At 71.3% G+C, this 23,971-nt stretch carries 21 protein-coding genes and 2 pseudogenes; 10 read left to right on the plus strand and 13 right to left on the minus strand.

The features are described from left to right. The first annotated feature begins 156 nt into the window (after nt 1-156). The 3 genes from T328_RS14880 to T328_RS14890 all read left to right on the plus strand — a co-directional run bounded on the left by T328_RS14880 (nt 157) and on the right by T328_RS14890 (nt 4,072). On the plus strand, nt 157-816 hold the full coding sequence (locus tag T328_RS14880; protein ID WP_496496655.1) for a response regulator transcription factor: 660 nt from the start codon (nt 157-159) through the stop codon (nt 814-816). Nucleotides 817-1,113: 297 nt separating this feature from the next. Further along, a complete protein-coding gene (locus tag T328_RS14885) occupies nt 1,114-3,003 on the plus strand; it encodes a 2-oxoacid:acceptor oxidoreductase subunit alpha (protein ID WP_496496496.1) in 1,890 nt (629 codons plus the stop codon). Continuing rightward, nucleotides 2,996-4,072 (plus strand): 2-oxoacid:ferredoxin oxidoreductase subunit beta, encoded by a 1,077-nt coding sequence (locus tag T328_RS14890; RefSeq protein ID WP_496496497.1) that lies wholly within the window; start codon nt 2,996-2,998, stop codon nt 4,070-4,072. Before T328_RS14885 ends, T328_RS14890 begins: the two co-directional genes overlap by 8 nt. A 44-nt stretch (nt 4,073-4,116) precedes the next feature. On the opposite strand, the gene T328_RS14895 is transcribed toward T328_RS14890, so the two are convergent. Further along, nucleotides 4,117-4,542, minus strand: coding sequence for a winged helix-turn-helix transcriptional regulator (locus T328_RS14895; RefSeq protein ID WP_496496656.1), 426 nt, complete (start codon nt 4,540-4,542; stop codon nt 4,117-4,119). 75 nt (nt 4,543-4,617) lie between these two features. Between T328_RS14895 and T328_RS14900 the strand changes: the two genes are divergently transcribed. Together T328_RS14900 and rarD are read left to right on the plus strand one after the other, a co-directional pair. Further along, nucleotides 4,618-5,496, plus strand: a complete 879-nt coding sequence (locus tag T328_RS14900) for an NAD(P)H-binding protein (RefSeq protein ID WP_496496498.1) — start codon at nt 4,618-4,620, stop codon at nt 5,494-5,496. Nucleotides 5,497-5,592: 96 nt separating this feature from the next. After that, nucleotides 5,593-6,624: an EamA family transporter RarD gene (rarD, locus tag T328_RS14905; protein WP_496496499.1), complete on the plus strand. Its 1,032-nt coding sequence runs from the start codon at nt 5,593-5,595 to the stop codon at nt 6,622-6,624. Between the two features lie 28 nt (nt 6,625-6,652). On the opposite strand, the gene T328_RS14910 is transcribed toward rarD, so the two are convergent. Continuing rightward, nucleotides 6,653-7,291, minus strand: coding sequence for a class I SAM-dependent methyltransferase (locus T328_RS14910; protein WP_496496500.1), 639 nt, complete (start codon nt 7,289-7,291; stop codon nt 6,653-6,655). 69 nt (nt 7,292-7,360) lie between these two features. On the opposite strand from T328_RS14910, the gene T328_RS14915 reads away from it, so the two are divergent. Then, nucleotides 7,361-8,185 carry an APH(3'') family aminoglycoside O-phosphotransferase gene (locus T328_RS14915; RefSeq protein ID WP_496496501.1) on the plus strand — a complete coding sequence of 275 codons (825 nt, stop codon included), beginning with the start codon at nt 7,361-7,363 and terminating at the stop codon, nt 8,183-8,185. Between the two features lie 6 nt (nt 8,186-8,191). On the opposite strand, the gene T328_RS14920 is transcribed toward T328_RS14915, so the two are convergent. Further along, nucleotides 8,192-8,647 carry an NUDIX domain-containing protein gene (locus T328_RS14920; RefSeq protein WP_496496502.1) on the minus strand — a complete coding sequence of 152 codons (456 nt, stop codon included), beginning with the start codon at nt 8,645-8,647 and terminating at the stop codon, nt 8,192-8,194. Between the two features lie 122 nt (nt 8,648-8,769). Next, nucleotides 8,770-9,387 carry a CGNR zinc finger domain-containing protein gene (locus T328_RS14925; RefSeq protein WP_496496503.1) on the minus strand — a complete coding sequence of 206 codons (618 nt, stop codon included), beginning with the start codon at nt 9,385-9,387 and terminating at the stop codon, nt 8,770-8,772. A gap of 20 nt (nt 9,388-9,407) precedes the next feature. Between T328_RS14925 and T328_RS14930 the strand changes: the two genes are divergently transcribed. After that, the gene (locus tag T328_RS14930) at nt 9,408-9,863 is read left to right on the plus strand and encodes a VOC family protein (RefSeq protein WP_496496504.1); all 456 of its coding nucleotides are present in this window, start codon (nt 9,408-9,410) and stop codon (nt 9,861-9,863) included. Between the two features lie 140 nt (nt 9,864-10,003). Here the strand turns inward: T328_RS14930 and T328_RS14935 are convergent. From T328_RS14935 to T328_RS14945, 3 genes and pseudogenes are all read right to left on the minus strand, one after another. Further along, a pseudogene (locus T328_RS14935) lies at nt 10,004-11,260 on the minus strand (IS3 family transposase). A 158-nt stretch (nt 11,261-11,418) separates the two neighbouring features. After that, nucleotides 11,419-12,285, minus strand: a complete 867-nt coding sequence (locus tag T328_RS14940) for an NAD(P)H-binding protein (protein ID WP_496496505.1) — start codon at nt 12,283-12,285, stop codon at nt 11,419-11,421. Then, nucleotides 12,282-12,728 carry a nuclear transport factor 2 family protein gene (locus T328_RS14945; protein ID WP_443234978.1) on the minus strand — a complete coding sequence of 149 codons (447 nt, stop codon included), beginning with the start codon at nt 12,726-12,728 and terminating at the stop codon, nt 12,282-12,284. The genes T328_RS14940 and T328_RS14945 overlap by 4 nt, the downstream gene beginning before the upstream one ends. Nucleotides 12,729-12,863: 135 nt before the next feature. Between T328_RS14945 and T328_RS14950 the strand changes: the two genes are divergently transcribed. Next, complete coding sequence (locus T328_RS14950; RefSeq protein ID WP_496496506.1) at nt 12,864-13,709, plus strand: helix-turn-helix transcriptional regulator; 846 nt, start codon at nt 12,864-12,866, stop codon at nt 13,707-13,709. A 210-nt stretch (nt 13,710-13,919) separates the two neighbouring features. Next, nucleotides 13,920-14,464, plus strand: a pseudogene (locus T328_RS14955) (transposase). A gap of 8 nt (nt 14,465-14,472) precedes the next feature. On the opposite strand, the gene T328_RS14960 reads toward T328_RS14955, so the two are convergent. The 3 genes from T328_RS14960 to T328_RS14970 all read right to left on the minus strand — a co-directional run bounded on the left by T328_RS14960 (nt 14,473) and on the right by T328_RS14970 (nt 17,327). Next, the gene (locus T328_RS14960; protein WP_496496507.1) at nt 14,473-14,679 is read right to left on the minus strand and encodes a hypothetical protein; all 207 of its coding nucleotides are present in this window, start codon (nt 14,677-14,679) and stop codon (nt 14,473-14,475) included. 158 nt (nt 14,680-14,837) lie between these two features. After that, nucleotides 14,838-16,046: a LolA family protein gene (locus T328_RS14965; protein ID WP_496496508.1), complete on the minus strand. Its 1,209-nt coding sequence runs from the start codon at nt 16,044-16,046 to the stop codon at nt 14,838-14,840. 270 nt (nt 16,047-16,316) lie between these two features. After that, a complete protein-coding gene (locus tag T328_RS14970; protein WP_496496509.1) occupies nt 16,317-17,327 on the minus strand; it encodes a polyprenyl synthetase family protein in 1,011 nt (336 codons plus the stop codon). Between the two features lie 188 nt (nt 17,328-17,515). On the opposite strand from T328_RS14970, the gene T328_RS14975 reads away from it, so the two are divergent. Continuing rightward, a complete protein-coding gene (locus tag T328_RS14975; RefSeq protein WP_496496510.1) occupies nt 17,516-18,733 on the plus strand; it encodes a fumarylacetoacetate hydrolase family protein in 1,218 nt (405 codons plus the stop codon). Nucleotides 18,734-18,796: 63 nt separating this feature from the next. Here the strand turns inward: T328_RS14975 and nuoN are convergent, their stop codons facing one another. Genes nuoN through nuoL form a run of 3 tightly spaced genes read right to left on the minus strand, consistent with a single transcriptional unit; the run spans nt 18,797 to nt 23,969 of the window. Then, the gene (gene nuoN / locus T328_RS14980; protein ID WP_496496511.1) at nt 18,797-20,440 is read right to left on the minus strand and encodes an NADH-quinone oxidoreductase subunit NuoN; all 1,644 of its coding nucleotides are present in this window, start codon (nt 20,438-20,440) and stop codon (nt 18,797-18,799) included. Further along, nucleotides 20,433-22,055 carry an NADH-quinone oxidoreductase subunit M gene (locus T328_RS14985; RefSeq protein ID WP_496496512.1) on the minus strand — a complete coding sequence of 541 codons (1,623 nt, stop codon included), beginning with the start codon at nt 22,053-22,055 and terminating at the stop codon, nt 20,433-20,435. The genes nuoN and T328_RS14985 overlap by 8 nt, the downstream gene beginning before the upstream one ends. A gap of 6 nt (nt 22,056-22,061) precedes the next feature. Then, nucleotides 22,062-23,969 carry an NADH-quinone oxidoreductase subunit L gene (gene nuoL, locus T328_RS14990; RefSeq protein WP_496496513.1) on the minus strand — a complete coding sequence of 636 codons (1,908 nt, stop codon included), beginning with the start codon at nt 23,967-23,969 and terminating at the stop codon, nt 22,062-22,064. Between the last annotated feature and the right edge of the window lie 2 nt (nt 23,970-23,971).

Genomic DNA, 23,971 nt, shown 5'->3' on the forward strand with positions numbered 1-23,971 from the left:
GGCGCCCGGCCGCGGCTGGCCCGGCGCTCCCCCGGCACGCCCGGTCCCCTCCCCCCGCCCCCCGGAGGGCCCTCGCGGCTCCCCCCGGCGCCGAATCCTGGGATGCTGGAGGTCTACACATCTTCGTATGGGGGGCAGGCAACGGTGGAGGACAGCGTGCGGGTGGTCATCGCCGAGGACTCGGTGCTGCTGCGGGAGGGGCTCACCCGGCTGCTCACCGACCGGGGACACGAGGTCGTCGCCGGCGTCGGGGACGGCGAGGCGCTGGTCAAGACGGTCGGCGAGCTGGCCGCCGAGGGCAGCGCGCCGGACGTCGTCGTCGCCGACGTCCGGATGCCGCCGACGCACACCGACGAAGGCGTGCGCGCGGCCGTGCAGCTGCGGCGCGAGCATCCCGACGTCGGCGTGCTGGTGCTCTCCCAGTACGTCGAGGAGCAGTACGCCACCGAGCTGATCGCCGGCTCCAGCCGCGGGGTCGGGTATCTGCTCAAGGACCGCGTCGCGGAGGTCCGCGAGTTCGTGGACGCCGTCGTCCGGGTCGCCGAGGGCGGCACGGCGCTCGACCCCGAGGTCGTCGCCCAGCTGCTGGGCCGTAGCCGCAAGCAGGACGTGCTCGCCGGCCTGACCCCCAGGGAGCGCGAGGTCCTGGGCCTGATGGCCGAGGGGCGGACGAACTCCGCGATCGCCGGCCAGCTCGTCGTGAGCGACGGCGCGGTCGAGAAGCACGTGAGCAATATCTTTATGAAGCTCGGCCTGGCGCCGAGTGAGGGAGATCACCGCCGGGTGCTCGCGGTCCTCACCTACCTCAACTCGTGACCCCCCTGCCAACCGCTCCCCCAACCGCCCCCCAACCGCTCCCCCAGCCGCCGCCAAGCCGCTCTCCCGGCCATCGCCAAGCGGCCCGCAAGCCCCGCTGACAAGTGATTGTCAGCCCGGCGGGAGGCGGTCAGCAGGGAGTTAGATAGGGACAAAAGCGGATATACCCTGACGTCTCGCCACCGTCCAGTTTGCGGACACGCTCAGGAAGGTATGCCTAACCGACGTACGATGGTCACTGGGTCAGGCGGTCGGTATCCCGTTCCCGAGCGGCCGCCGCGAGGGAGGTCCACGAAGGTGACCAGCGAGGTCAACAGCAAAGAGGTCAGGCGCCTGGACCGGGTGATCATCCGGTTCGCCGGTGACTCCGGCGACGGGATGCAGCTGACCGGGGACCGCTTCACCTCGGAGACGGCGTCGTTCGGCAACGACCTCTCGACGCTCCCGAACTTTCCCGCCGAGATCCGCGCCCCCGCAGGGACCCTGCCGGGGGTTTCCAGCTTCCAGGTGCACTTCGCCGACCACGACATCCTCACCCCGGGGGACGCCCCCAACGTGCTGGTGGCGATGAACCCGGCCGCCCTGAAGGCGAACATCGGCGACGTGCCGCGCGGCGCCGAGGTGATCGTCAACACGGACGAGTTCAGCAAGCGCGCGATGGCCAAGGTGGGTTACGACGCGAGCCCCCTGGAGGACGGCTCGCTCGACGGGTACAGCGTGCACGAGGTGCCGCTGACCACCCTGACCGTCGAGGCGCTGAAGGAGTTCGGCCTGTCCCGCAAGGACGCCGGCCGCTCCAAGAACATGTTCGCCCTCGGGCTGCTGAGCTGGATGTACAACCGCCCGACCGAGGGCACGGTGGGCTTCCTGCGGACGAAGTTCGCCAAGAAGCCGGACATCGCCGAGGCCAACATCACCGCCTTCCGGGCGGGCTGGAACTTCGGCGAGACGACGGAGGACTTCGCGGTCTCCTACGAGGTCGCCCCCGCCGAGTCCGCGTTCCCGGCCGGTACGTACCGCTCGATCTCGGGGAACCTGGCGCTGGCCTACGGCCTGATCGCCGCGGGGCGGCAGGCGGACCTGCCGCTGTTCCTCGGCTCGTACCCGATCACGCCGGCCTCGGACATCCTGCACGAGCTGAGCCGGCACAAGAACTTCGGTGTCCGCACCTTCCAGGCCGAGGACGAGATCGCCGGCATCGGCGCCGCGCTCGGCGCGGCCTTCGGCGGCGCGCTGGGCGTGACGACCACCTCCGGCCCGGGCGTCGCGCTCAAGGCCGAGACGGTGGGCCTGGCGGTGTCGCTGGAGCTGCCGCTGCTGATCCTGGACATCCAGCGCGGCGGTCCGTCGACGGGGCTGCCGACCAAGACCGAGCAGGCGGACCTGCTGCAGGCGATGTACGGGCGCAACGGCGAGGCGCCGGTGCCGATCGTCGCGCCGGCCACGCCGTCGGACTGCTTCACCGCGGCGCTGGACGCGGCCCGTATCGCCCTGACGTACCGCACGCCGGTGATGCTGCTGTCGGACGGTTACCTGGCCAACGGCTCGGAGCCGTGGCGCATCCCGGAGGTCGACGACCTGCCGGATCTGCGGGTGCAGTTCGCCACCCAGCCGAACCACACCCTGGACGACGGCACCGAGGTCTTCTGGCCGTTCAAACGCGACCCGCAGACCCTCGCCCGCCCGTGGGCGGTGCCCGGCACCCCCGGCCTGGAGCACCGCATCGGCGGCATCGAGAAGGAGGACGGCTCGGGCAACATCTCGTACTCGCCGTCCAACCACGACCTGATGGTGCGCACCCGCCAGGCGAAGGTCGACGGCATAGAGGTGCCCGACATCGAGGTCGACGACCCCGAGGGCCCCGCGGGCGAGCGGGCGCGCACGCTGGTGCTGGGCTGGGGCTCGACGTACGGGCCCATCACCGCCGCCGTACGCCGCGTGCGCCGCGCCGGCGGCCACGTCGCGCAGGCCCACCTGCGCTACCTCAACCCGTTCCCGGCCAACCTCGGCGAGGTGCTGGCCGCGTACGACAAAGTCATCGTCCCCGAGATGAACCTCGGCCAGCTCGCGACCCTCATCCGCGCCCGGTACCTCGTGGACGCCTTCTCGTACAACCAGGTCAACGGCATGCCGTTCAAGGCCGAGCAGCTCGCCACCGCTCTCAAGGAGGCCATCGACAATGGCTGAGACGACCGCTGAGGGACCGGCGATCGACACCCTTTCGCTGATCCCCAAGGCCGAAGCCAAGCAGTCCATGAAGGACTTCAAGACGGACCAGGAGGTGCGCTGGTGCCCCGGCTGCGGCGACTACGCCGTCCTGGCCGCCGTCCAGGGCTTCATGCCCGAGCTGGGCCTGGCCAAGGAGAACATCGTCTTCGTCTCCGGCATCGGCTGCTCGTCCCGCTTCCCGTACTACATGAACACCTACGGGATGCACTCCATCCACGGCCGTGCCCCGGCCATCGCCACCGGCCTGTCCGCCACCCGTCGCGACCTGTCCGTCTGGGTCGTCACCGGCGACGGCGACGCGCTGTCCATCGGCGGCAACCACCTGATCCACGCGCTCCGCCGCAACGTCAACCTCAAGATCCTGCTCTTCAACAACCGGATCTACGGCCTGACCAAGGGGCAGTACTCGCCGACCTCCGAGGTCGGCAAGGTCACCAAGTCCACCCCCATGGGCTCGCTCGACGCGCCGTTCAACCCGGTCTCCCTGGCGCTCGGCGCCGAGGCGTCCTTCGTCGCCCGCACCGTCGACTCGGACCGCAAGCACCTCACCGAGACGCTGCGCGCGGCGGCCTCGCACCCGGGCACGGCGCTGATCGAGATCTACCAGAACTGCAACATCTTCAACGACAACGCCTTCGAGGTGCTCAAGGACCGCGAGCAGGCCCAGGAGGCGGTGATCCGGCTGCGGCACGGCGAGCCGATCCGCTTCGGCGCCGACGACCACAAGGGCGTCGTACGCAACCGGGCCACCGGCGACCTGGAGATCGTCGAGGTCACGCCGGAGAACGAGGCGGACGTCCTGGTCCACGACGCCCACGCCGCGACCCCCACCACGGCCTTCGCCCTCTCCCGGCTGGCCGACCCCAACACGCTGCACCACACCCCGATCGGCGTGCTGCGGGACGTGAACCGGCAGGTGTACGACACGGAGATGGCCGAGCAGCTCGACGACGCCGTCCAGCACAAGGGCAAGGGCGACCTCGCCGCGCTCCTCGCCGGCGGCGACACCTGGACGGTCCTGGGCTGAGGCGACCGCCTCACCGTTCGACAGCGCGAGCCCGGGCCCGGCGATCAGGCCCGGGCTTCGTCGTACCCGGCCCGCGCCGCCGTCACCTCGGGCACGCTGTCGTTCGACCAGACCGCCAACGGCCGCACCAGCCGGGCGGCCTGCTCGCCGAGCGGAGTCAGCGAGTACTCCACGTGCGGCGGGATGACGGGCTTCGCCTCGCGCAGCACCAGGCCGTCGCGCTCCAGCGTCTGCAGGGTCTGCGCGAGCATCTTCTCGCTCACCGCGCCGATCCGCCGCCGCAGCGCGCTGAACCGTATCGTCCCCTCCAGCAGCGTCAGCAGCACCAGCACGCCCCACCGGCTGACGACATGCTCCAGGATGTTCCGCGCGGGGCAGTCCGCCGTGATCACATCCGGAAAGCCCCGCAGCCTGGCCCCCGCGTCTGCCTCTACCTCTACCTCTGCCTCTGCCTCCGCACCGACCTCCATGCTTACCCTCATACCAGTACCCTACTTCAAAGTGGGTACTTACTCATCGTAAGCGTGCAGCTTACGGTGGCTTCTATGAAGATCACCGTCACCGGAGCCACCGGACACCTCGGCCGCCTCGTCGTCGCGGACCTGCTGGAGCAGCTGCCCGCGGAGCGGGTCGCCGTCGTCGTACGCAACAGAGACAGGGCCGCGGACCTCGCGGCGCGCGGCGTGGAGCTGCGGATCGCCGACTACGACGAGCCGGCCACGCTCGTGGACGCCTTCCGCGCGGGCGAGCGGGTGCTGCTCGTCTCGGGCAGCGAGGTGGGGCGGCGGGTGCCGCAGCACCGGGCGGTCGTCGAGGCCGCCGCGGCGGCGGGCGTCGGGCTGCTCGCGTACACCGGCATCCTGGGCGGGCCGAAGGCCGACTTCCGGCTGGCGGACGAGCACAAGGCCACCGAGCAGCTCATCCTCGACTCCGGCCTGCCGTACACCTTCCTGCGCAACGGCTGGTACCACGAGAACTACACCGAGCACCTCGCCCCCGTGCTCGAACACGGCGCCGTCGTCGGCAGCGCGGGCGCCGGCCGGGTCGCCTCCGCCGCCCGGGCCGACTACGCCGCGGCGGCGGTCGCGGTGCTGACCGGCGAGGGCCACGAGGGCCGGGCGTACGAGCTGAGCGGCGACACGGCGTGGAGCCTCCCGGAGTACGCCGCCGAGGTCGCCCGGCAGTCGGGCGCCCCGGTCGGCTACCGCGACCTGCCGCCCGCCGAGCACCTGCAGACCCTGCTCGGCGCCGGGCTGCCGGAGCTGATGGCCGAGGTGCTGGTCGACGTCGACGCGGCGGTCGCCCGCGGGCTGCTGGCCGGGACGTCGGGCGAGCTGGCCCGGCTCATCGGCCGACCGACGACGCCGCTGGCGGAGGCGGTGGCCGCGGGGCTGGCGGCGCGGTTGGCGGCGCGGCAGGCGTAAGGACCCAAATACTGATACGAGAATGACAACGGGCTCTCCCGCCCGCTACGGTCGTCCCGGCGCAGGCCGTAGGGCAAGCGGGACGGGAGGGCAGCCGTGGGGTCGTCAGGCGACGCACCGGCACGGTCGGCGGGTGAGGCGCGGCTCGGGCTGGTCTACGGCTTCGCCGCGTACGGGACCTGGGGGATCATCCCGCTGTTCTGGCCGCTCCTGAAGCCCGCGAGCGCCGGGGAGATCCTGGCCAGCCGGATGGTGTGGTCACTCGTCGTCTGCGTGCTGCTCCTGCTGGTGCTGCGCCGCTGGGCGTGGATCCGGCCGCTGCTGCGCGAGCCGCGGCGGCTGGGGCTGGTCGCGGGGGCGGCGGCGGCGATCACGGTCAACTGGTTCGTCTACATCTGGGCGGTCAACTCCGGACACGTCATCGAGACGTCCCTCGGCTACTTCATCAACCCCCTCGTCAGCATCGCCTTCGGCGTGCTGCTGCTGCGCGAGCGGCTGCGCGCGCTGCAGTGGATCGCGGTCGCGGTGGGCGCGGGCGCGGTGGTCGTGCTCGCAGTGGGGTACGGGCAACTGCCGTGGATCTCGCTGGCGCTGGCGTTCTCCTTCGGGACGTACGCGCTGATCAAGAAGCGGATCGGGCTGGAGGGCATCGAGTCCTTCGCCGCGGAGACGACGGTGCAGTTCCTGCCGGCGCTGGGGTTCCTGCTACTGCTCGGCGGCCGGGGCGACGCGACGTTCCACACGGAAGGCCTGGGCCACGCGCTGCTGCTCGCGAGCTGCGGCGTGGTCACGGCGTTCCCGCTGATCTGCTTCGGCGCGGCGGCGGTGCGGCTGCCGCTGTCGACGATCGGGCTGATGCAGTACCTGGCGCCGACGCTGCAGTTCCTGCTGGGGGTCCTGTACTTCCACGAGTCGATGCCGGCGGAGCGGTGGGCGGGGTTCCTGCTGGTGTGGCTGGCGCTGACGCTGCTGACGTACGACGCGCTGCGCACGGCGCGACGGGGGCGGCTGGAGCTGCGCCGCGCGGCGGCGGAGGCGCGGACGGCGACGGCGGAGGCCGCGGAGGAAGCGACGGCCGCGGCCGGAAAGGCCCGCGCGAAGGCGGCGGACCCGGCCCGGCCCGCCTGAGACGCCGACGGGCCCCTCGGCGGCCCCGTCAGTCCCCGGCTGCCCCGGCCGGCTGCGCGGTGCCGACGATGAACGTGCCGCGCTCGCGTACGTCCGCCGCCCAGCCCAGCGCCGCTAGGTCGGCCGCGAGCACCCATGGGTCGTGGAAGACCTTCACGATCTCGTAACGAGTGCCGTCCTCCAGGTGCCGGATCTCCTTCTCCAGCCCTTCGCGTTCGGCCTCGGCGGGGCCCTCGTCCACGAAGACCGCCCGGCCGCCCGGGGCGAGCGCGGCGCCGACGACGTCCCAGAAGGCCGCCATCCGGGACGGCGGGACGTGCGAGATCCAGAAGCCGAAGAACACGGTGTCGAAGCGGCGTTGCGGTCGCCAGCCGAAGACGTCGGCCCGTACGAACTCGACGTCCTCGGTCCCCGGCCGGGAGCGGGCGACGGCCAGGGTCTCGGGTGCGGAGTCGAGCGCGGTCAGCGAGCGGGCGCGGGCGGCGAGCGCGGGGGTCCACTGGCCGGTGCCGCAGGCCAGCTCCAGCACGTCGCCGCTGATGGGGACCTCGTCGACCACGTTCAACACCTCGCGCAGGTCCTCGCGTTCGGCGTAGACGGCGTCGTATTCGGGGGCGCGGGCCCGGTAGTAGGCGATCTGCTCCGCGATGCGCTCGTCGTCACTCATGATCCGACGGTAACGGCGGCGGGGGCCGGGCCGATAGTGCGCGCGTAGGCTGCGGCTAGGGTGGCCGCCATGGGCGATCACCACGGGCTCCAGGCCCTGCTGCCGGGACGCGCCGGCGCGGGCGACGACGGCGACTGGACGCCCGTCGTCACCGGCGAGTCGGGCGCCGCCGTCTTCCGCAGCGCGGACGGCACGCGGTACGCCAGGTGCGTGCCCGCCGCGGTGGCCGACGAACTCGACGGCGAACGGGACCGCGTCGAGTGGCTGGCCGCCCAGGGCGGGCCGGGGCCCCGGGTGCTCGACTTCCGCTCCGACGACGTCGGCGCCTGCCTGGTGACCAGCGCCGTTGCCGGCGTGCCCGCCGACCGGCTGTCCGCGGCCGACCTGCGGGCCTGCTGGGGCCGCATCGCGGAGGCCGTACGCGCCTTGCACGCGCTGCCGGCCGCGGACTGCCCGTTCCGCCGGGACCTGGACCTGATGATCGCCGTTGCCCGCGCCGTCGTCGCCATCGACGCGGTGAACCCCGACTTCCTGCCCGTCGAGCAGCAGGCCACGCCCGCACCGCAGTTGCTGGCCCGCCTCGAACCGCAGCTCGCGCGGCGCCGGGCGCAAGAGGCCGCCGACACAGTCGTCTGCCACGGCGACCTGACCCTGCCGAACATCGTCATCGACCCGGAAACCCTGGACGTGGCGGGCTTCGTCGACCTGGGCCGCCTCGGCCTGGCCGACCGGCACGCCGACCTGGCCCTGCTCCTCGCCAACGCCCGCGAGACGTGGCCGGACGAGCAGCTGGCGCACGAGCAGGACGCGGCCTTCGCCGAGCACTACGGCACCGCCCCCGACCCCGACCGCCTCCGCTTCTACCTCCACCTCGACCCCCTCACCTGGGGCTGAGTCCCGTCATGCCGGGGCGCCCGCCCTGATCAGCCGGACGTGGGACTCCTGCAGCCCCTCCGGGAGCGCGTCCGGGCTGAACCACTCCGCCGCCAGAATCTCGAAGCCGTCGAGCTTGAGGGTTCCACCCACGTGCAGCGCCTCGTACGCGATCTCCGCCCGGAGCCGGTAGCCGCTGGTCACCCGGACCAGGCGGCCCGGAATGACGTCGAGGCCGGTCTCCTCCCGCACCTCCCGGACGACGGTCTGCGGGAACTCCTCGCCCTTGACCGCGAAGCCGGTCGGCAGCCCCCACGGCCGGGCGTCGGGCCACATGCGGTGCTTGAGCAGCAGAACCTGCCCCTGCTCGTTCCGCACCACGCCCGTCACCCCGATCATGAACTTGGCCTGCGTGAACCAGAGGACGCGCCATTGCAGGGAGCCGCGCATGAGCTTCCACGCTCGGGCTACAACTCGCTTCATGCGCATGCGCATCCTTTCGGCCGGGCAGGCGCGGGGGCGCCTGTGCTGACCGATTCAACCCGAGCCGTGAGGCGCGGGTCACGCCCTTGACGAACGCGGCTCGACGGCTTTGCCACCCGCCGTCAGGGGTGGTCCGACTCGCGGCGGGCCCGGAGGGCGCGGACCTTGTGGCGGTTGCCGCAGCGTTCCATCGAGCACCAGCGGCGGCGGCCCGGGCGGGAGGTGTCCGCGAACAGCAGGTAGCACCGCTCCCCCGCGCACTCGCGGATGCGGCGGCCGTACGGGCCCGAGAACAGGTCCACCGCTTCGCGGGCGACAGTCGAGAGCAGCTGTGCCGCCGTGGCCGGCGGCTCGGACCAGGCCGGGGTGCCGTCCGGGGTCAGGCGGGGGGCCAGCGGGGGTGCGGCGGCGGCGGCGTTGAGGGTGGCGAGGTCGGCGGGTGGGAGGGGGGCGCCGTGGGCGCGGGCCTGGGTGAGGCGGAAGAGGGCGTCGCGCAGGTGGCGTACGGCGGGGACGTCGGCGTCCGTGACCGCCAGCTCCGGCACCGGGCGCAGTCGGCTGGCCGCGGCCCAGGCCGCGACGTCCGCGGGGCTGTGCAGCACCTCGTACCGAGCGAAGAGGCCCGGGCCGCCCGTGGTGAGCAACTCCAGGCTGAGCGCGCCCGGGTCGAAGCGGAAGACCTGGCCGTCCGGCGGGCACATCTCGATGCCCGGGGCGCGAGTGCTTGCCTCGTCCACCATGTAACCAGTATAACCGGTACATGGTTCCCACGCACTGGAAAGTCGTCGTCGACGCCCGCGACCCGCACGCCCAGGCCGACTTCTGGGCCGCCGCCCTCGGCTACGAGGTGGAGGACAACAGCCCGCTCATCGAGCAACTCCTCGCCGCCGGCGCCATCCCCGAGGACGTGCTGACCCGGCACCACGACCGCCGCGCCTGGCGCACCGCCGCCGCCATCCGGCACCCCGACGACCCGTACGACCCCGCCTCCGGCGCCGGGCTGGGCCGTCGGCTGCTCTTCAACCAGGTCCCCGAACCCAAGCCCGCGACCAAGAACCGCCTCCACCTCGACCTGCATCCCGAGTCCGGGCGGCGCGAGGAGGAGACGGCCCGGCTGGCGGAGCTAGGCGCCACCGTCCTGCGCCACGTGAAGGAGCAGGGCGGGGAGTGGACGATGATGGCGGATCCGGAGGGCAACGAGTTCTGCGTCCACTGACGCGGGCGTCAGAGGGCATGAGGGCCCGCCCACGCCACAGCGCGGGCGGGGACGGTTCGGTGCCTCACACGGCCCAGGACTCCGCGGGAACGTCCAGCCACGCGCGGTGTGTGTGAACCGCCCCGGGTTCTTCGGAGGCTCTAGGTTGTGACTGTGACCTGCGGTTCTTGGATGTTCTGGTGGTAGGCGGCCTCGTATTCGGCGGGTGGCGCGTGGCCGATCTCACCGTGTAGTCGTCGGTGGTTGTACCAGTCGACCCATTCGGCGGTGGCCAGCTCGACCTCGGACAACGTCCGCCAGGGCCGTCGTGGTTTGATCAGCTCGGTCTTGTACAGGCCGATGGTCGACTCCATCAGGGCATTGTCCAGCGCGTCCCCGACCGAGCCGATGGAGGCTGCGATGCCGTCCCGGTCCAGGTGCTCGGCCAGCGTTGCGACGACCGATTGAATCCGTCTTGCGACCCGGCGTCGGAGTGATGTATCAGCTCGCCCGTCACCGCCGGGGTGCCGGAGCGGTCGCGCTGCCACAGGGCCATCTCCAGTGCAGCCAGCACGAGTTCGGTGTGCTTGGTGGTGGCCGCCGACCAGCCCACGATGCGGCGCGAGAAGGTGTCCACCACGAAGGCCACGTAAACGACGTGGGCCCAGGCCGCGACGTGGGTGAAGTCCGCTACCCAGTGCGGTTCGGGGCCTCGGCGACGAAGTCGCGGTCAACGAGGTCGGGTGCCCGTTCCGCGGCCGGGTCCGTGCTGGTGGTGACGATCTTCTTCCCGCGGACGGCGCCGGCGATGCCCAACTCGCGCATGAGTCGCTCCACCGTGCAGCGGGCGACGGTATGGCCCTGGCGGTTCAGCTCCCGCCAGACCTTGCGGGCGCCGTAGACGCGGTAGTGGGCGTCGAACACCTCGCGGATGAGCACCTTGAGCCTGGCGTCGCGGCTCGCGCGCGCAGAGGCAGGGCGGTTCTGGGCCGCGTAGTAGGTGGAGGGGGCGATGCTGATGCCGTGCTCGGACAGCACGGTGCAGATCGGCTCGACGCCGCCGAAGCGGTCCCGGTGCTCGTCGATGAAGCTCACGAGCGTGTGTGTGGCCGGTCGAGCTCGGCCGCGAAGAAAACGGACGCGGCCCTGAGGATCTCATTCGCCCGCTTGAGCTCGGCGTTCTCCTTGCGCAGCCGCTTCAGCTCGGCTGACTCCTCCGTCGTGGTGCCGGGCCGCTGCCCGGCATCGATCTGATCCCGACGCACCCACTGGCGCACCGTCTCGGCCGCGCCGATGCCCAGCCTGGCCGCGACCGCTTTCATGGCCGCCCATTCAGTGTCGTAGTCCGGCCGCACCTCGGCGACCATGCGCACCGCACGACGGCGCAGTTCAGCAGGGTAAGGGGACGGACGCGCCATAGCTCGATCCTCTCAGGGAATCGAGCCTCCACCCGACCCGGGGCGGTTCACTTCAGTTGGCGAGTTGCCAGTTGATCTGGCGGGTTGAGCACGATGGGTGGCCGAGCTCACGGGCTGGTCCAAGGAGGAGGTCACGCCGGGGCCAGCACAGGTGTCGGTCAGTCTTCGGGTGTCCCGGCGTTCGCCCACTGGGGTGCGTGGTCCTGGACGAACTCGGCGAAGGTGCGGGGCGGGCGTCCGGTCAGGTCCAGCACCGCGGTGCTGACCTGGTCGTCACGGCCGGTTTGGATGCCGGCGTCGACAGCGGCGAGGGCGGTCGCGAAGGCGTCCGGCATGCCGGACGCACGGTAGGTGTCTGCCTGCTCGGCGACCCCGACGGGCACGACCCGGATCGGCCGGCCGGTGTGGATGGTGATGATCTGTGCCGCGTCCTGGTAATTCAGCGCCTTCGGCCCGGTGAGCAGGTAGTCACGCGGCTCGTCGGGGTGGCCGTCGGGTTCGGCCAGTAGCACGGCGGCCACCGCCGCGATGTCGCGAGCGTCGATCCAGCCCACCCGGCCGGTTCCGGCGGCGGTGCGGATCTCACCGCGTCGCCGGATCCGCTCACCCAGCGGGTGGGGGGCCAGGAAGTTCTGCATGAACCCGGAGGCGCGCAGCACCACCCATCCGGGCCGGGCCCGCACGTGCGCGGCCAGTGCCAGCGCACTTGGGGCACCGGGCAGCACGATAGCGGAGCCGAGCAGCACCACCCGGCGCACGCCGAGGCGTTCGGCCTCGGCCAAAAACGGTTCGACCAGCGGCATCGGGTCCGTGGTGTCCACCGGAGGCACCAGGTAGACCCGGTCCATCCCGTGCAGCGCGGCCGGATGGGTGATCGGGTCGCTCCAGTCGAACCGAACCGCGTCCGGGGCGTCGGCCGGTGGGATGCGGCTGGCCACCCGGACCGGCACACCGCTTTTGCGGAGCAGTTCGGCCAGGGCGCTTCCCGTCTTCCCGGTGCCGCCGGTGATCAGCACGCCGGTCATCGGGTGGCCTGCGAGCGCAGCGAGCCGAGCAGTTCGGGCAGCGTGCCGGCCGCTGAGGCGGCGGCCAGCGGGTTCCAGTAGTCCCGATAACGGGTGATCAGGCCCTGGTGGGTGGTGAGCACCGTGATGTAGTCCAACTGGTACGGCTCATCGGTGGCCACCGTGCGGCCGCGCGCGGTGAACTCCACCACGATGGTGTCCGGCTGGTCCGTGTGGCGCACGGTGAGGGTCGGGATCGCCTGCACGTCCATCAGGTCCGGGTAGCCGGCCAGATAGCCCCGGACGGCCTCACGTCCAGTCAGCCGTCTCGGTGAGGCCCCTTCGGCGAAGGGGAACTCGGCGGTGCCGTACTCCGCCCACAGATCGGCGATGGCATCCATGTCTTTGGCCAGCAGCAGCTCCAGCAGCTGGCCAAAGGTCTCTTCGGAAGTGCGTGGTGACACGGTGATTCTCCAGCGTTCAGCAGGACGTGTGACCGCACCAGAGTGGGCGCACGAGGCAGTGCCGTGGAACGCACCAGTGAGCCCCGGACCACTGGTCCGTGGCTAAGCCGAGTGCCGTTGTGCCAACCTGGCCGGGTGAGCAGAGGAGAACTGGCCGACTTCCTGCGCCGTCGGCGGGAGGCGCTGCGCCCGGCCCAGATGCCGACCACGGCTGTCCACCCACCCGGCCTGCGTGCCCGGCGCACCCCCGGGCTGCGCCGGGAAGAGGTGGCCGCCCTGGCCGGGGTGTCCACGAGCTACTACGAGCGACTGGAGCAGGCCCGCGCGCCGCGTCCGTCGCCGCAGGTGCTGACCGCGCTGGGCACGGCGCTGCGCCTCACCGCCACAGAGCGTGAGCACCTGGCACGGCTGGCCGGGCAGATCCCGCCCAGTACGGACGCCGATCGCGCCCCGGTGCCTGCCGAAGCACGCCGACTGCTGCACCGGCTCGGCCCGATTCCCGCCTATCTGGTGAACGACCTGGAGAACATCGTGGCCTGGAACGCTGCGGCGGCCGCGTTGATCATCGACTTCGCGCAGCTGCCCGTCCACGAGCGCAACACCGTGCGCCTCGCCATCCGGCTGGGCGGCACCCTCTGCTCGGCTCCCGTCGGCGCGGAAGGCGACTTCGCCCGGCAGTCCGCCGCCCACCTGCGCGCGGCCGGCGCCCGCCATCCGGCGGACGGTGCGCTGGGCGAGCTGGTCAACGAATACGCCGCGCACAACCCGGACTTCGTCGCCGGCTGGCGCAGCCACGACGTGCGCCCCCGGCCGACGCTGCGCAAACGCCTGCATCATCCCGAACTCGGCGAGCTGGAACTTGACCGTCAAACCCTGCTCATGCCCGGCACCAGCCTGCGGCTGGTTCTCTACACCGCAGATCCCGGTAGCCCGAGCGCCACCGCACTGGCCCAGCTGGGCCCTCCCGACGCGCCGCCGTGACCGTTGGCCCAGGCCAGGCGGGGCGGCCAAGACCTTATCCACGAACGCTCGGGAGCCCCAGTCCAGCGGCCGACAGACCTCGCCGCGGCGGCAGGCGTCCCGCAGGAGCGCCAGAACGGTCTGGATATCCTGCCGGGCTATCGCTCAACTGGCCAGCTGAAGCGCTCAGTCACAGCTGCGGCATCATTGTTGCTTGTGGGTGTCGATCTGTTGCAGCGGCTCGTTCGTGACGGTCTGTGGGGAGTTGGTCACTCCATTGCTGCCGTCGTTCAACTCCCGTCCGCAGGGCGGCGGGACCACTCCGCGTGACGAGCGGGCCGTGTTCACGGCGGTTGTTTATGTACTGACCAGCGGGTGTGCCTGGCGGCATCTGCCGGAGGCGTTCGGTGTCTCGCCCGCGACGGCGCACCGCCGGTTCACCGTGTGGACCCGAGCGGGGCTGTGGCGTCGGCTCCACCGGACGGTCCTGGACGAACTCGGCGCGCGGGGCGAGCTGGACTGGACCGCGTCGATCGTCGACGCACCTCACCTGGCTGCGCGAGCGCGGACTCATCCCGCGCATCGCACGCCCCGGGATCGAATCGAGCGAACGGCTCGGCCGACACCGCTGGAAGATCGAGCGGTCGATCGCCTGGCTGTTCGGCTACCGCCGCCTCACCATCCGGTACGAGCGAAAGTGCTCCCACTTCCTCGCCTTCCTCGGCCTGGCCGCCGCCCTCACCTGCTACAAGAAGCTCGCGAAACTCGCCACATGAGACATCCCCTAAGCCTTGTGGACAGGGCCATCGCAGAGGCTCAGCAGAAGCTCGACAGCGCAGACCGCGATATCGCCGTGTGCATCCTGAACCTTCGCGGCATGACCTTGGCAGGCAGGCTCATGGACAAGAAGGAAGCCAAGCGGGAAGCCGAAAGGCACATCCGGTCTGCCCTGGCCATGTCGCAGGGCATGAGCCAGGAGCTTGACGTTCACGGCCTGACTGTCGGTCAGGGATCAAGGTCTGACGAACGGCCCCACAGCAGCTCGCATACTCGGAGATCCGAGGGCAGCGAGTTTTGTGTCCACTGACACGCACGCGAAGGCCGCCGCATGCGGGGAGGCGCGCGGCGGCCTTGGGGGCGGTGGTGCGGTCAGTCGCCCGCAGCGGCCTCCAGGGCCTCCGGGGTGACGGCGCCGACGTAGACCTTGTCGTCCGTGATCAGCACGTTGACCAGCCGGCTCTCGAAGACCCGGCCGGCGTCCGTCTTCTCGGTGAAGAAGTCGAGGGCCGCCCCGGCCCCGTTCCCGCTCAGCGCGTCGCCGGGCAGCGCGATCTCGGCGATCGAGCCCCAGCCCTCGCCGTGGACCTGCACGTCCTCCAGGCCGGCGGGCGCGTCGTCCTTGTCGCCCTTGCCCCAGTCGCCGCCCCAGTCCCCGGTGTCCTCACCGAAGCCGCCGAAGCCCTCGCCGAAACCGCCGTCGAGGCCCTTCCCGAGGTCCCCCTCCGTCACCTCGGCGCCCGCCGGCGGCGCGAACAGGTCCGCGGCCGGCTTGCTGAAGTCGACCTTCGTGAAGCCGACGTCCACGACCGCCTTGCCGTCGTCCGCGGTCAGCGCCACCCGCAGCGGCACGCCGTTGTCGGCGTCCACCGCGACGGTGATGTCCCTGACCGTCGACTCGTCCTGCTTCGGCGTCAGCCGCAGCTCGTACGCGTCCTGCCCGGCGACCTGCGCCGTCCCGGCGACGTCCACGACGGTCGTGTCGTCCGCGGCCTTCAGCAGCCGCTCCGCGAGCTGCTGCGGGGTGGCGTCCTCCAGATCCTTCGGCAGGGCGAAGTCGTCGCCCTTCGGGGCGTCCTTCTCCGCGTCCCGCGGCAGCGTCGAGTGGACGACTTCGTCGGAGTCGCCGCCGAACGTCCACACGTCATCGCCGTTGTGCACGACCGTCCGGTCGCCGTCCGCCCCCTCCAGCGTGACCCGCTGCTTCTCCGGGCCGTCGGCCGCGACCTGCAGCTTGGTGTCGCCGGAGAGCAGCCGCGCGAGATCCGCGCCCTCGCCTCCGCCCATGCCGCCGAAGGGCAGCGAGGGCAGGCCGAGGTCCGTGCTGACCTTCACCGTGCCGTCGACCGACTCGACCTCCGACGCGAGCGCCTTGGCTATCAGCTCCTTCGCCGTCACGTCGTCGGTGCTCGGTCCCTCGTCCTGGGCGAGCGCGGGCACCAGGCCGATGGTCGCGGCGGCGAGACCCGCGACGGCCAGGGGTACGCCGTACCGCACCGCCTTTCTGCGCCTGGCCGCGGCGAGTTCCACGGCGAGGTCTTCGGCCTCGTCGTAGGGCCGCTCCGGTGGGATCAGTGCCATAGGAAGTACCTCCGTCTCCGCGGTGATTCGCGGAAAGTCACCTGCTGCGTCGCGCTCGTCGCACTCGTCGCACTCGTCCACCCCTGCGGACCATTGTCACTCGATCCGCGTATGAGGGCTGTAACCATCCCAACAAACCGGACGGCCCGGGTCGTCAGCCCCTGGGCGCAGCTTGGGTTACTCCTGTCGTATGACGGCATCCGCCGCGAGAGGGGGTTCACCCTGATCGGTGTACGGGCCATCCTCTTCCCGGCCGCGCGGCCGGGGCCGCTACCCGGCGCGGTCCACCACCGCGTCGCACAGCCCCTCCAGCGCCGCCCGCGCCGGGCACGCCGGCAGCGACATCAGGATCGCCCGCGCCTCCGCGGCGTACCGCACGGTGTCCCGCCTGGCCTGCTCCACCGCCGGGTGCACCCGCAGCCGGGCCAGGGCCTCCGCGTGCCGCGAGTCGTCCGTCAGGTCGTCGGCGAGCAGCGCCGCCAGCTCCAGGTCCTCCGGCCGGCGGTCCCGCTGGGCGGCGGCGCGCAGGTGCAGCACCGGCAGGGTGGCCACGCCCTCGCGCAGGTCCGTGCCCGGGGTCTTCCCGGACTCGTCGCCGTCGCTGGTGATGTCCAGCAGGTCGTCCGCGAGCTGGAAGGCGATGCCGATGCGCTCGCCGTACTGCGTCAGAACCTCCACCACCGACTCGTCCGCGCCCGACGTCAGCGCGCCGAAGCGGCCGGAGACGGCGATGAGCGAACCGGTCTTGCCGGCGAGCACCTCCAGGTAGTGATCGACCGGGTCGCGGCCCTCGGCCGGCCCCGCGGTCTCCAGGATCTGCCCGGTGACCAGCCGCTCGAACGCCTGCGCCTGGATACGGACCATCTCGGGACCCAGGTCGGCGAGGATCCGCGACGCCCGCGCGAAGAGAAAGTCGCCGGTGAGGACGGCGACGGAGTTGGCCCAGCGGCTGTTCGCGCTGGGTACGCCCCGGCGTACGGCCGCCTCGTCCATCACGTCGTCGTGGTAGAGCGTGGCCAGGTGCGTCAGCTCGACGACGACGCCCGAGGGCGCGACGCCCGGCGCGTGCGGGTCGCCGAACTGCGCGGAGAGCATGACGAGCAGGGGGCGGAATCTCTTGCCGCCGGCACGTACGAGATGCCGCGCGGCTTCGGTGATGAACGGCACATCGCTCTTCGTGGCCTCAAGAAGGCCCTCTTCGACGGCCGCCAGTCCGGCCTCGACATCGGCTTCCAGAGCTTGGTCCTGCACGCTGAGCCCCAAGGGCGCGACCACGGTCACGAGGGCTCCTCCTGTCTGCAGACGTTCACGTGGAACAGATTGTCGATCTGTCGCCAGCAACCACCATGCACCACGTTCGCAGCGTAGCCGGTCACGCGACGATCACGTCGGGCGGCTTCCCCTAGGTCGACCGGGGGGTCGTAATCTGAGGTCCGAGCCCACCGACCACGATGAGGCAGGACTCCGCGATGTCCGAGCACAGCCCGCTCGACGTGCCCGAAGGCGATCCCTTCGGACCGCACAACCTTCCGTACGGCGTCTTCACCACGCACGGCGACGCAAACCCCCGCGTCGGCGTCCGCTACGGCACCGCCGTCCTGGACGCCGCCGCCGTCGCGGCGGCCCTCGGCTCCCCGCACGCCGCGCTGCTCGCCGCCCCGACGCTGGCGCCGCTGATGGCCGCGGGCCGGCCGGTGTGGCAGGCCGTACGGGCCGAGGTGACCGGCTGGCTGACCGACCCGGCGCACCGCGCCGCCGCGGAGCCGCACCTGCACGCGCTGGACCGGGTCGCGCCGCGCATGCCGTTCGAGGTCGGCGACTACGTCGACTTCTACTCCAGCGAGCACCACGCCGCCAACGTCGGCCGCATCTTCCGCCCCGGCGAGGAGCCGCTGACGCCCAACTGGAAGCACCTGCCCATCGGCTACCACGGCCGCGCCGGCACCGTCGTGCCGTCCGACACCCCCGTCGTACGCCCCGCGGGCCAGCGCAAGCGCGCCGCCGGCGACCCGGCGCCCGAGTTCGGACCCTCCATCCGCCTCGACATCGAGGCCGAGGTCGGCTTCGTCGTCGGCGTGCCGTCGCCGCTGGGCACCCCCGTGCCCCGTACCGCCTTCCGCGACCACGTCTTCGGCGTCTGCCTGGTCAACGACTGGTCCGCACGCGACGTCCAGCCCTGGGAGCAGCGCCCCCTCGGCCCACACCAGGCGAAGTCCTTCGCCACGTCCATCGCGCGCTGGATCACCCCGCTCGACGCCCTGGACGCGGCCCGCGTCGCCCCGCCGGAGCGCACGCACCCGCTGCTGCCGTACCTTGACGACACCGGGGCGGACGAGGAGCGTGGCGGCTACGACCTGCACCTTGAGGTACGGATCAACGGGGAGCCGGTCTCCCGGCCGCCGTTCGCCGCGATGTACTGGACCGCGGCGCAGCAGCTGGCCCACATGACCGTCAACGGCGCCTCCGTACGCACCGGCGACCTCTACGCCTCCGGCACGGTCAGCGGGCCCGAGCCGGACCAGGTGGGCTCGCTGCTGGAGCTGACCAAGGGCGAGGGCCCGTGGCTGGCGGACGGGGACACCGTCGAGATCGACGGCTGGGCCCCCGGCCCGGACGGGGTGCGGGTCGCCCTCGACGGGGTCCGCGGCCAGGTGAAGCCGGCCGGCTGGACCCCGCCGCGGCGCTGAGCGGCTCGGCCGGATTCCGCGCGGAGGGGATTCCGGGGGCGCACCCGCCCCCGGACCCCCCGCTCAGCGGACGAACACTCCCGCGTCCCCGGCCAGATCCAGGAAGTACTGCGGCGCCACGCCCAGCACCAGCGTCGCGGCCAGGCCGACCGCTATGGCGGTGACCGTGAACGCGCTCGGCACCGTCACCGCCGGGCCCTCCGGCCGCGGCTCGCTGAAGAACATCAGGACGATCACCCGCACGTAGAAGAACGCGGCGATGGCCGAGGCGATGACGCCGACGACGACCAGCGGCGTGGCGCCGCCCTCCGCCGCCGCCTTGAACACCGCGAACTTCCCGGCGAAGCCGCTGGTCAGCGGAATGCCCGCGAACGCCAGCAGGAACACCGCGAAGACCGCCGCCACCAGCGGGGAACGCCGGCCGAGCCCCGCCCACTTGGACAGGTGCGTGGCCTCGCCGCCCGCGTCGCGCACCAGCGTGACGACGGCGAACGCGCCGATCGTCACGAAGCCGTACGCGGCCAGGTAGAACAGCACCGAGGAGATACCCTCCTCGTTGGCGGCCGTGACACCCGCGAGGATGAACCCGGCGTGCGCGATCGAGGAGTACGCCAGCAGCCGCTTCACGTCGGTCTGGGTGATCGCGAGGATCGCGCCGATGACCATCGTGATGATCGCCACGCCCCACATCACCGGCCGCCAGTCCCACTTCATGCCCGGCAGTACGACGTACAGCAGCCGCAGCAGCGCGCCGAACGCGGCGACCTTGGTGGCCGCGGCCATGAAGCCGGTGACGGGCGTCGGGGCGCCCTGGTAGACGTCCGGGGTCCACATGTGGAACGGCACGGCGCCGACCTTGAAGAGCAGGCCGAGCAGCAGCATGGCGCCGCCGATGAGCAGCAGCGCGTCGTTGCCCATGGTGTCGGCGAGCGCCGGCGTCATGTTCGGCGGGTTGCCGGCGACGACGTCGGCGATGACGGCGTACTTCACGCTGCCCGAGTAGCCGTACAGCAGCGCGATGCCGAAGAGCAGGAACGCCGACGAGAAGGCGCCGAGCAGGAAGTATTTCACCGCCGCCTCCTGCGACATCAGCCGCTTGCGGCGGGCGACGGCGCAGAGCAGGTACAGCGGCAGGGAGAAGACCTCCAGCGCGATGAAGAGCGTCAGCAGGTCGTTCGCGGCGGGGAAGATGAGCATGCCGCCGGTCGCGAACATCAGCAGCGGGAAGACCTCGGTGGTGGTGAACCCCGCCTTGACCGCGGACTGTTCCGCCTTGCCGCCGGGCGTGGCGGCGGCCTCCGCGGCGAAGGAGTCGACCTGCTTGCCGTGCGCGGCCGGGTCCAGCCGGCGCTCGGCGAAGGTGAACACCCCGAGCATGCCGATCAGCAGGATGGTGCCCTGCAGGAAGAGCGCCGGGCCGTCGACGGCCAGCGCGCCCATCGCGATGGTCTGCGCCTCGTCGGTGCCCTTGCCGGTCGCGGCCTGCGCGACGATGACGCCGAACGCGCTGCCCATGGCGATCACGGCGAGGAAGACCTGCGTGAAGTACCGGTGCCGCCGGGGGACGAACGCCTCGACGGCGACGCCCAGCACGGCCGCGCCGAGCACGATCAGCGTGGGCGCCAGCAGGTCGTACTCGATGTGCGGCGCCTTGATCTTGTCGACGTTGTCCTGCGCGATCCACAGGCTGTGGACACCCCTACTCATGTGCGGCCTCCACAGGGTTCACATCGGGCTCCGGGTCGGTCTTCTGCACGTCGGACATGGTGTGCTCGACCGCCGGGTTGACGATCTCGGTGAGCGGCTTCGGGTACACGCCGAGGCCGATGAGCAGCGCGATCAGCGGCGCCACCACCAGCACCTCGCGCACCCGCAGGTCGGGCAGTTTCGCGACCTTCTCGGTGACCGGCCCCGTCATCGTCCGCTGGTAGAGCACGAGGACGTAGATCGCCGCGAGCACTATCCCGACGGTGGCGATGATGCCGATCACCGGGTAGCGGCTGAACGTGCCCACCAGCACCAGGAACTCGCTCACGAACGGCGCGAGGCCCGGCAGCGACAGTGTGGCCAGCCCGCCGATCAGGAACGTGCCGGCCAGCACCGGCGCCACCTTCTGCACGCCGCCGTAGTCGGCGATGAGCCGCGAGCCGCGCCGGGAGATGAGGAACCCGGCCACCAGCATCAGGACCGCGGTGGAGATGCCGTGATTGACCATGTACAGCGTCGCCCCGGAGTGGCCCTGGCTGGTCATCGCGAAGATGCCCAGGATGATGAAGCCGAAGTGGGAGATCGAGGCGTACGCGATCAGCCGCTTGATGTCCCGCTGTCCGATCGCGAGCAGCGCGCCGTAGAGGATGCTCACCACCGCGAGCACCAGCACCACCGGCGTCGCCCAGTCGCTGGCCTCGGGGAAGAGCCCGAGGCAGAAGCGGAGCATCGCGAACGTGCCGACCTTGTCGACGACCGCCGTGATGAGCACGGCGACCGGCGGGGTGGACTCCCCCATGGCGTTGGGCAGCCAGGTGTGCAGCGGCCACAGCGGCGCCTTGACGGCGAAGGCGAAGAAGAAGCCGAGGAAGAGCAGCCGCTCGGTGTTCGTCGACAGCTCCAGCTCGCCGTTGCCGCGCGCCTGGAGGATCTCCTGCAGCGAGAACGTGCCCGCGTCCAGCTGGTCGCTGGTGGCGGCGTACAGGCCGATGACCGCGGCCAGCATGATGAGGCCGCCTGCCAGGTTGTACAGCAGGAACTTCACGGCCGCGTACGAGCGCTGCCGGGCCGCTTCCTCTTCACCGTGCTCGTGGGCCTTGTCCCCGAAGCCGCCGATGAGGAAGTACATCGGGATGAGCATGGCTTCGAAGAAGATGTAGAAGAGGAAGACGTCCGTGGCCAGGAAGCTGATGATCACCATCGCTTCGACGGCCAGGATCAGCGCGAAGAAGCCCTGGGTGGGGCGCCAGCGCGACGAGGTGGAGCCGCCGACCGGGTCCGCGTCGCGCCAGCCCGCGAGGATGATGAACGGGATCAGCAGCGCCGTCAGCGCCACCAGCGCGACGGCGATGCCGTCGACCCCCAGCTCGTATCTCACCCCGAAGTCGGCGATCCACGCCCGCGACTCGGTGAGCTGGAAGCGGTCGCCGTCCGGGTCGAACCGGACCGCGATCACCGCGGCCAGCACGAGCGTCGCCAGCGACACCCCCAGCGCGAGCCACTTGGCCAGCTCGCGCTTGGCCGCGGGTACCGCGGCGGTGGCGATCGCGCCCACGGCCGGGACCGCAGCGGTGATCGTCAGCAGCGGGAACGTAGAAGAAGCAGCATCAGCCATGGATAATCAGACCGCCCTCATCAGCAGGGTGGCGGCGATGAGGACCACCGCGCCCCCGAACATCGAGACCGCGTAGCTGCGGGCGTAGCCGTTCTGGATCCGCCGCATCCGGGCGGAGAGCCCGCCGAACGCCGCCGCGGTTCCGTTGACGACGCCGTCGACCAGCTTGTGGTCCAGGTAGACCAGGCCGCGGGTCAGGTACTCGCCGGGCTTGACCAGCGCCACGTGGTTGAAGTCGTCCTGCAGCAGGTCGCGCCGGGCGGCGCGGGTGAGCAGGGAGCCGCGCGGGGCGGCGGCGGGGACCGGGCGGCGGCCGTACTGCAGCCAGGCGGCGCCGACGCCGAGCACCATCACGGTGACGGTGGCGGCGGTGACCATGCCGACGCTCAGGCCCTCCGGCAGGTGCCCGTGCTCGAAGCCCGTGACGGGCTCCAGCCAGTGCACGAACCGCTCGCCGATGTCGAAGAACGCGCCCGCGCCGACCGAGCCGACCGCCAGCACGATCATCGGGATCGTCATCGTCCGCGGGGACTCGTGCGGGTGCGGCATCTCGCCGTTCGCGTCCGGCTTCCAGCGCTTCTCGCCGAAGAACGTCATGAGCATCACGCGCGTCATGTAGAACGCGGTGATCGCCGCGCCCAGCAGCGCCGCGCCGCCCAGGATCCAGCCCTGCGTACCGCCCTTGGCGAACGCGGCCTCGATGATGGCGTCCTTGGAGAAGAAGCCGGACAGGCCCGGGAAGCCGATGATCGCCAGATAGCCGAGGCCGAACGTGACGAACGTGACCGGCATGTACTTCCGGAGGCCCCCGTACTTGCGCATGTCGACCTCGTCGTTCATGCCGTGCATGACGGAGCCCGCGCCGAGGAACAGCCCGGCCTTGAAGAAGCCGTGCGTCACCAGGTGCATGATCGCGAAGGCGTAGCCGATCGGGCCGAGCCCGGCGGCCAGCACCATGTAGCCGATCTGCGACATCGTCGAGCCGGCCAGCGCCTTCTTGATGTCGTCCTTCGCGCAACCGACGATCGCACCGAAGAGCAGCGTGACCGCGCCGACGACCGTGACCACGAGCTGCGCGTCCGGCGCCGCCTCGAAGATCGCGCCGGAGCGGACGATCAGGTACACGCCGGCGGTCACCATCGTCGCGGCGTGGATGAGCGCCGAGACCGGCGTCGGGCCCTCCATCGCGTCGCCCAGCCAGGACTGCAGCGGCACCTGCGCCGACTTGCCGCACGCCGCCAGCAGCAGCATCAGCCCGATCGCCGTCATCTTCCCTTCGCTGGACTCGCCGACCGAGGCCATCACCGGCTCGAAGGCGAAGGTGCCGAAGGTGACGAACATCAGCATGATCGCGATGGACAGGCCGACGTCGCCGACGCGGTTGACGATGAACGCCTTCTTCGCCGCTGTCGCCGCGCTCGGCTTGTGCTGCCAGAAGCCGATCAGCAGGTACGAGGCGAGGCCGACGCCCTCCCAGCCGACGTACAGCAGGAGGAAGTTGTCCGCGAGGACCAGCAGCAGCATCGCCGCGAGGAAGAGGTTCAGATAGCCGAAGAACCGGCGGCGGCGCTCGTCGTGCTCCATGTAGCCCACGGAGTACAGGTGGATGAGCGAGCCGACGCCGGTGATCAGCAGCACGAACGTCATCGAGAGCTGGTCGAGCTGGAACGCCGCGTCCGCCTGGAACCCCTCGACCGGAATCCAGGTGAAGAGGTGGCTGTGCAGCGCCCGCTCCTCGCCGTCCTTGCCGAGCATGTCGGCGAAGAGGACCAGGCCGAGGACGAACGAGGTGAAGGCGAGGCCGGTACCGAGCCAGTGGCCCGTACGGTCCAGCTGTGGGATCTTGCCGCCGCAGAGCAGCACCGCCGCGCCGAGCAACGGCGCCGCGACGAGCAATCCGATGAGTGACTCCACTG

The sequence above is a fragment of the Streptomyces sp. CNX435 genome, from assembly GCF_059570575.1.

Coding starts and splice junctions, on each gene's coding strand:
- T328_RS14940 (WP_496496505.1), bottom strand. CDS start 12,285: ATGACCGGCGTGCTGATCACCGGCGGCACCGGGAAGACGGGAAGCGCC.
- T328_RS14925 (WP_496496503.1), bottom strand. CDS start 9,387: ATGGTGGACGAGGCAAGCACTCGCGCCCCGGGCATCGAGATGTGCCCG.
- T328_RS14915 (WP_496496501.1), top strand. CDS start 7,361: ATGGGCGATCACCACGGGCTCCAGGCCCTGCTGCCGGGACGCGCCGGC.
- T328_RS14965 (WP_496496508.1), bottom strand. CDS start 16,046: ATGGCACTGATCCCACCGGAGCGGCCCTACGACGAGGCCGAAGACCTC.
- T328_RS14920 (WP_496496502.1), bottom strand. CDS start 8,647: ATGAAGCGAGTTGTAGCCCGAGCGTGGAAGCTCATGCGCGGCTCCCTG.
- T328_RS14975 (WP_496496510.1), top strand. CDS start 17,516: ATGTCCGAGCACAGCCCGCTCGACGTGCCCGAAGGCGATCCCTTCGGA.
- T328_RS14900 (WP_496496498.1), top strand. CDS start 4,618: ATGAAGATCACCGTCACCGGAGCCACCGGACACCTCGGCCGCCTCGTC.
- nuoN (WP_496496511.1), bottom strand. CDS start 20,440: ATGAGTAGGGGTGTCCACAGCCTGTGGATCGCGCAGGACAACGTCGAC.
- T328_RS14890 (WP_496496497.1), top strand. CDS start 2,996: ATGGCTGAGACGACCGCTGAGGGACCGGCGATCGACACCCTTTCGCTG.
- T328_RS14895 (WP_496496656.1), bottom strand. CDS start 4,542: ATGGAGGTCGGTGCGGAGGCAGAGGCAGAGGTAGAGGTAGAGGCAGAC.
- T328_RS14930 (WP_496496504.1), top strand. CDS start 9,408: ATGGTTCCCACGCACTGGAAAGTCGTCGTCGACGCCCGCGACCCGCAC.
- T328_RS14985 (WP_496496512.1), bottom strand. CDS start 22,055: ATGGCTGATGCTGCTTCTTCTACGTTCCCGCTGCTGACGATCACCGCT.
- T328_RS14910 (WP_496496500.1), bottom strand. CDS start 7,291: ATGAGTGACGACGAGCGCATCGCGGAGCAGATCGCCTACTACCGGGCC.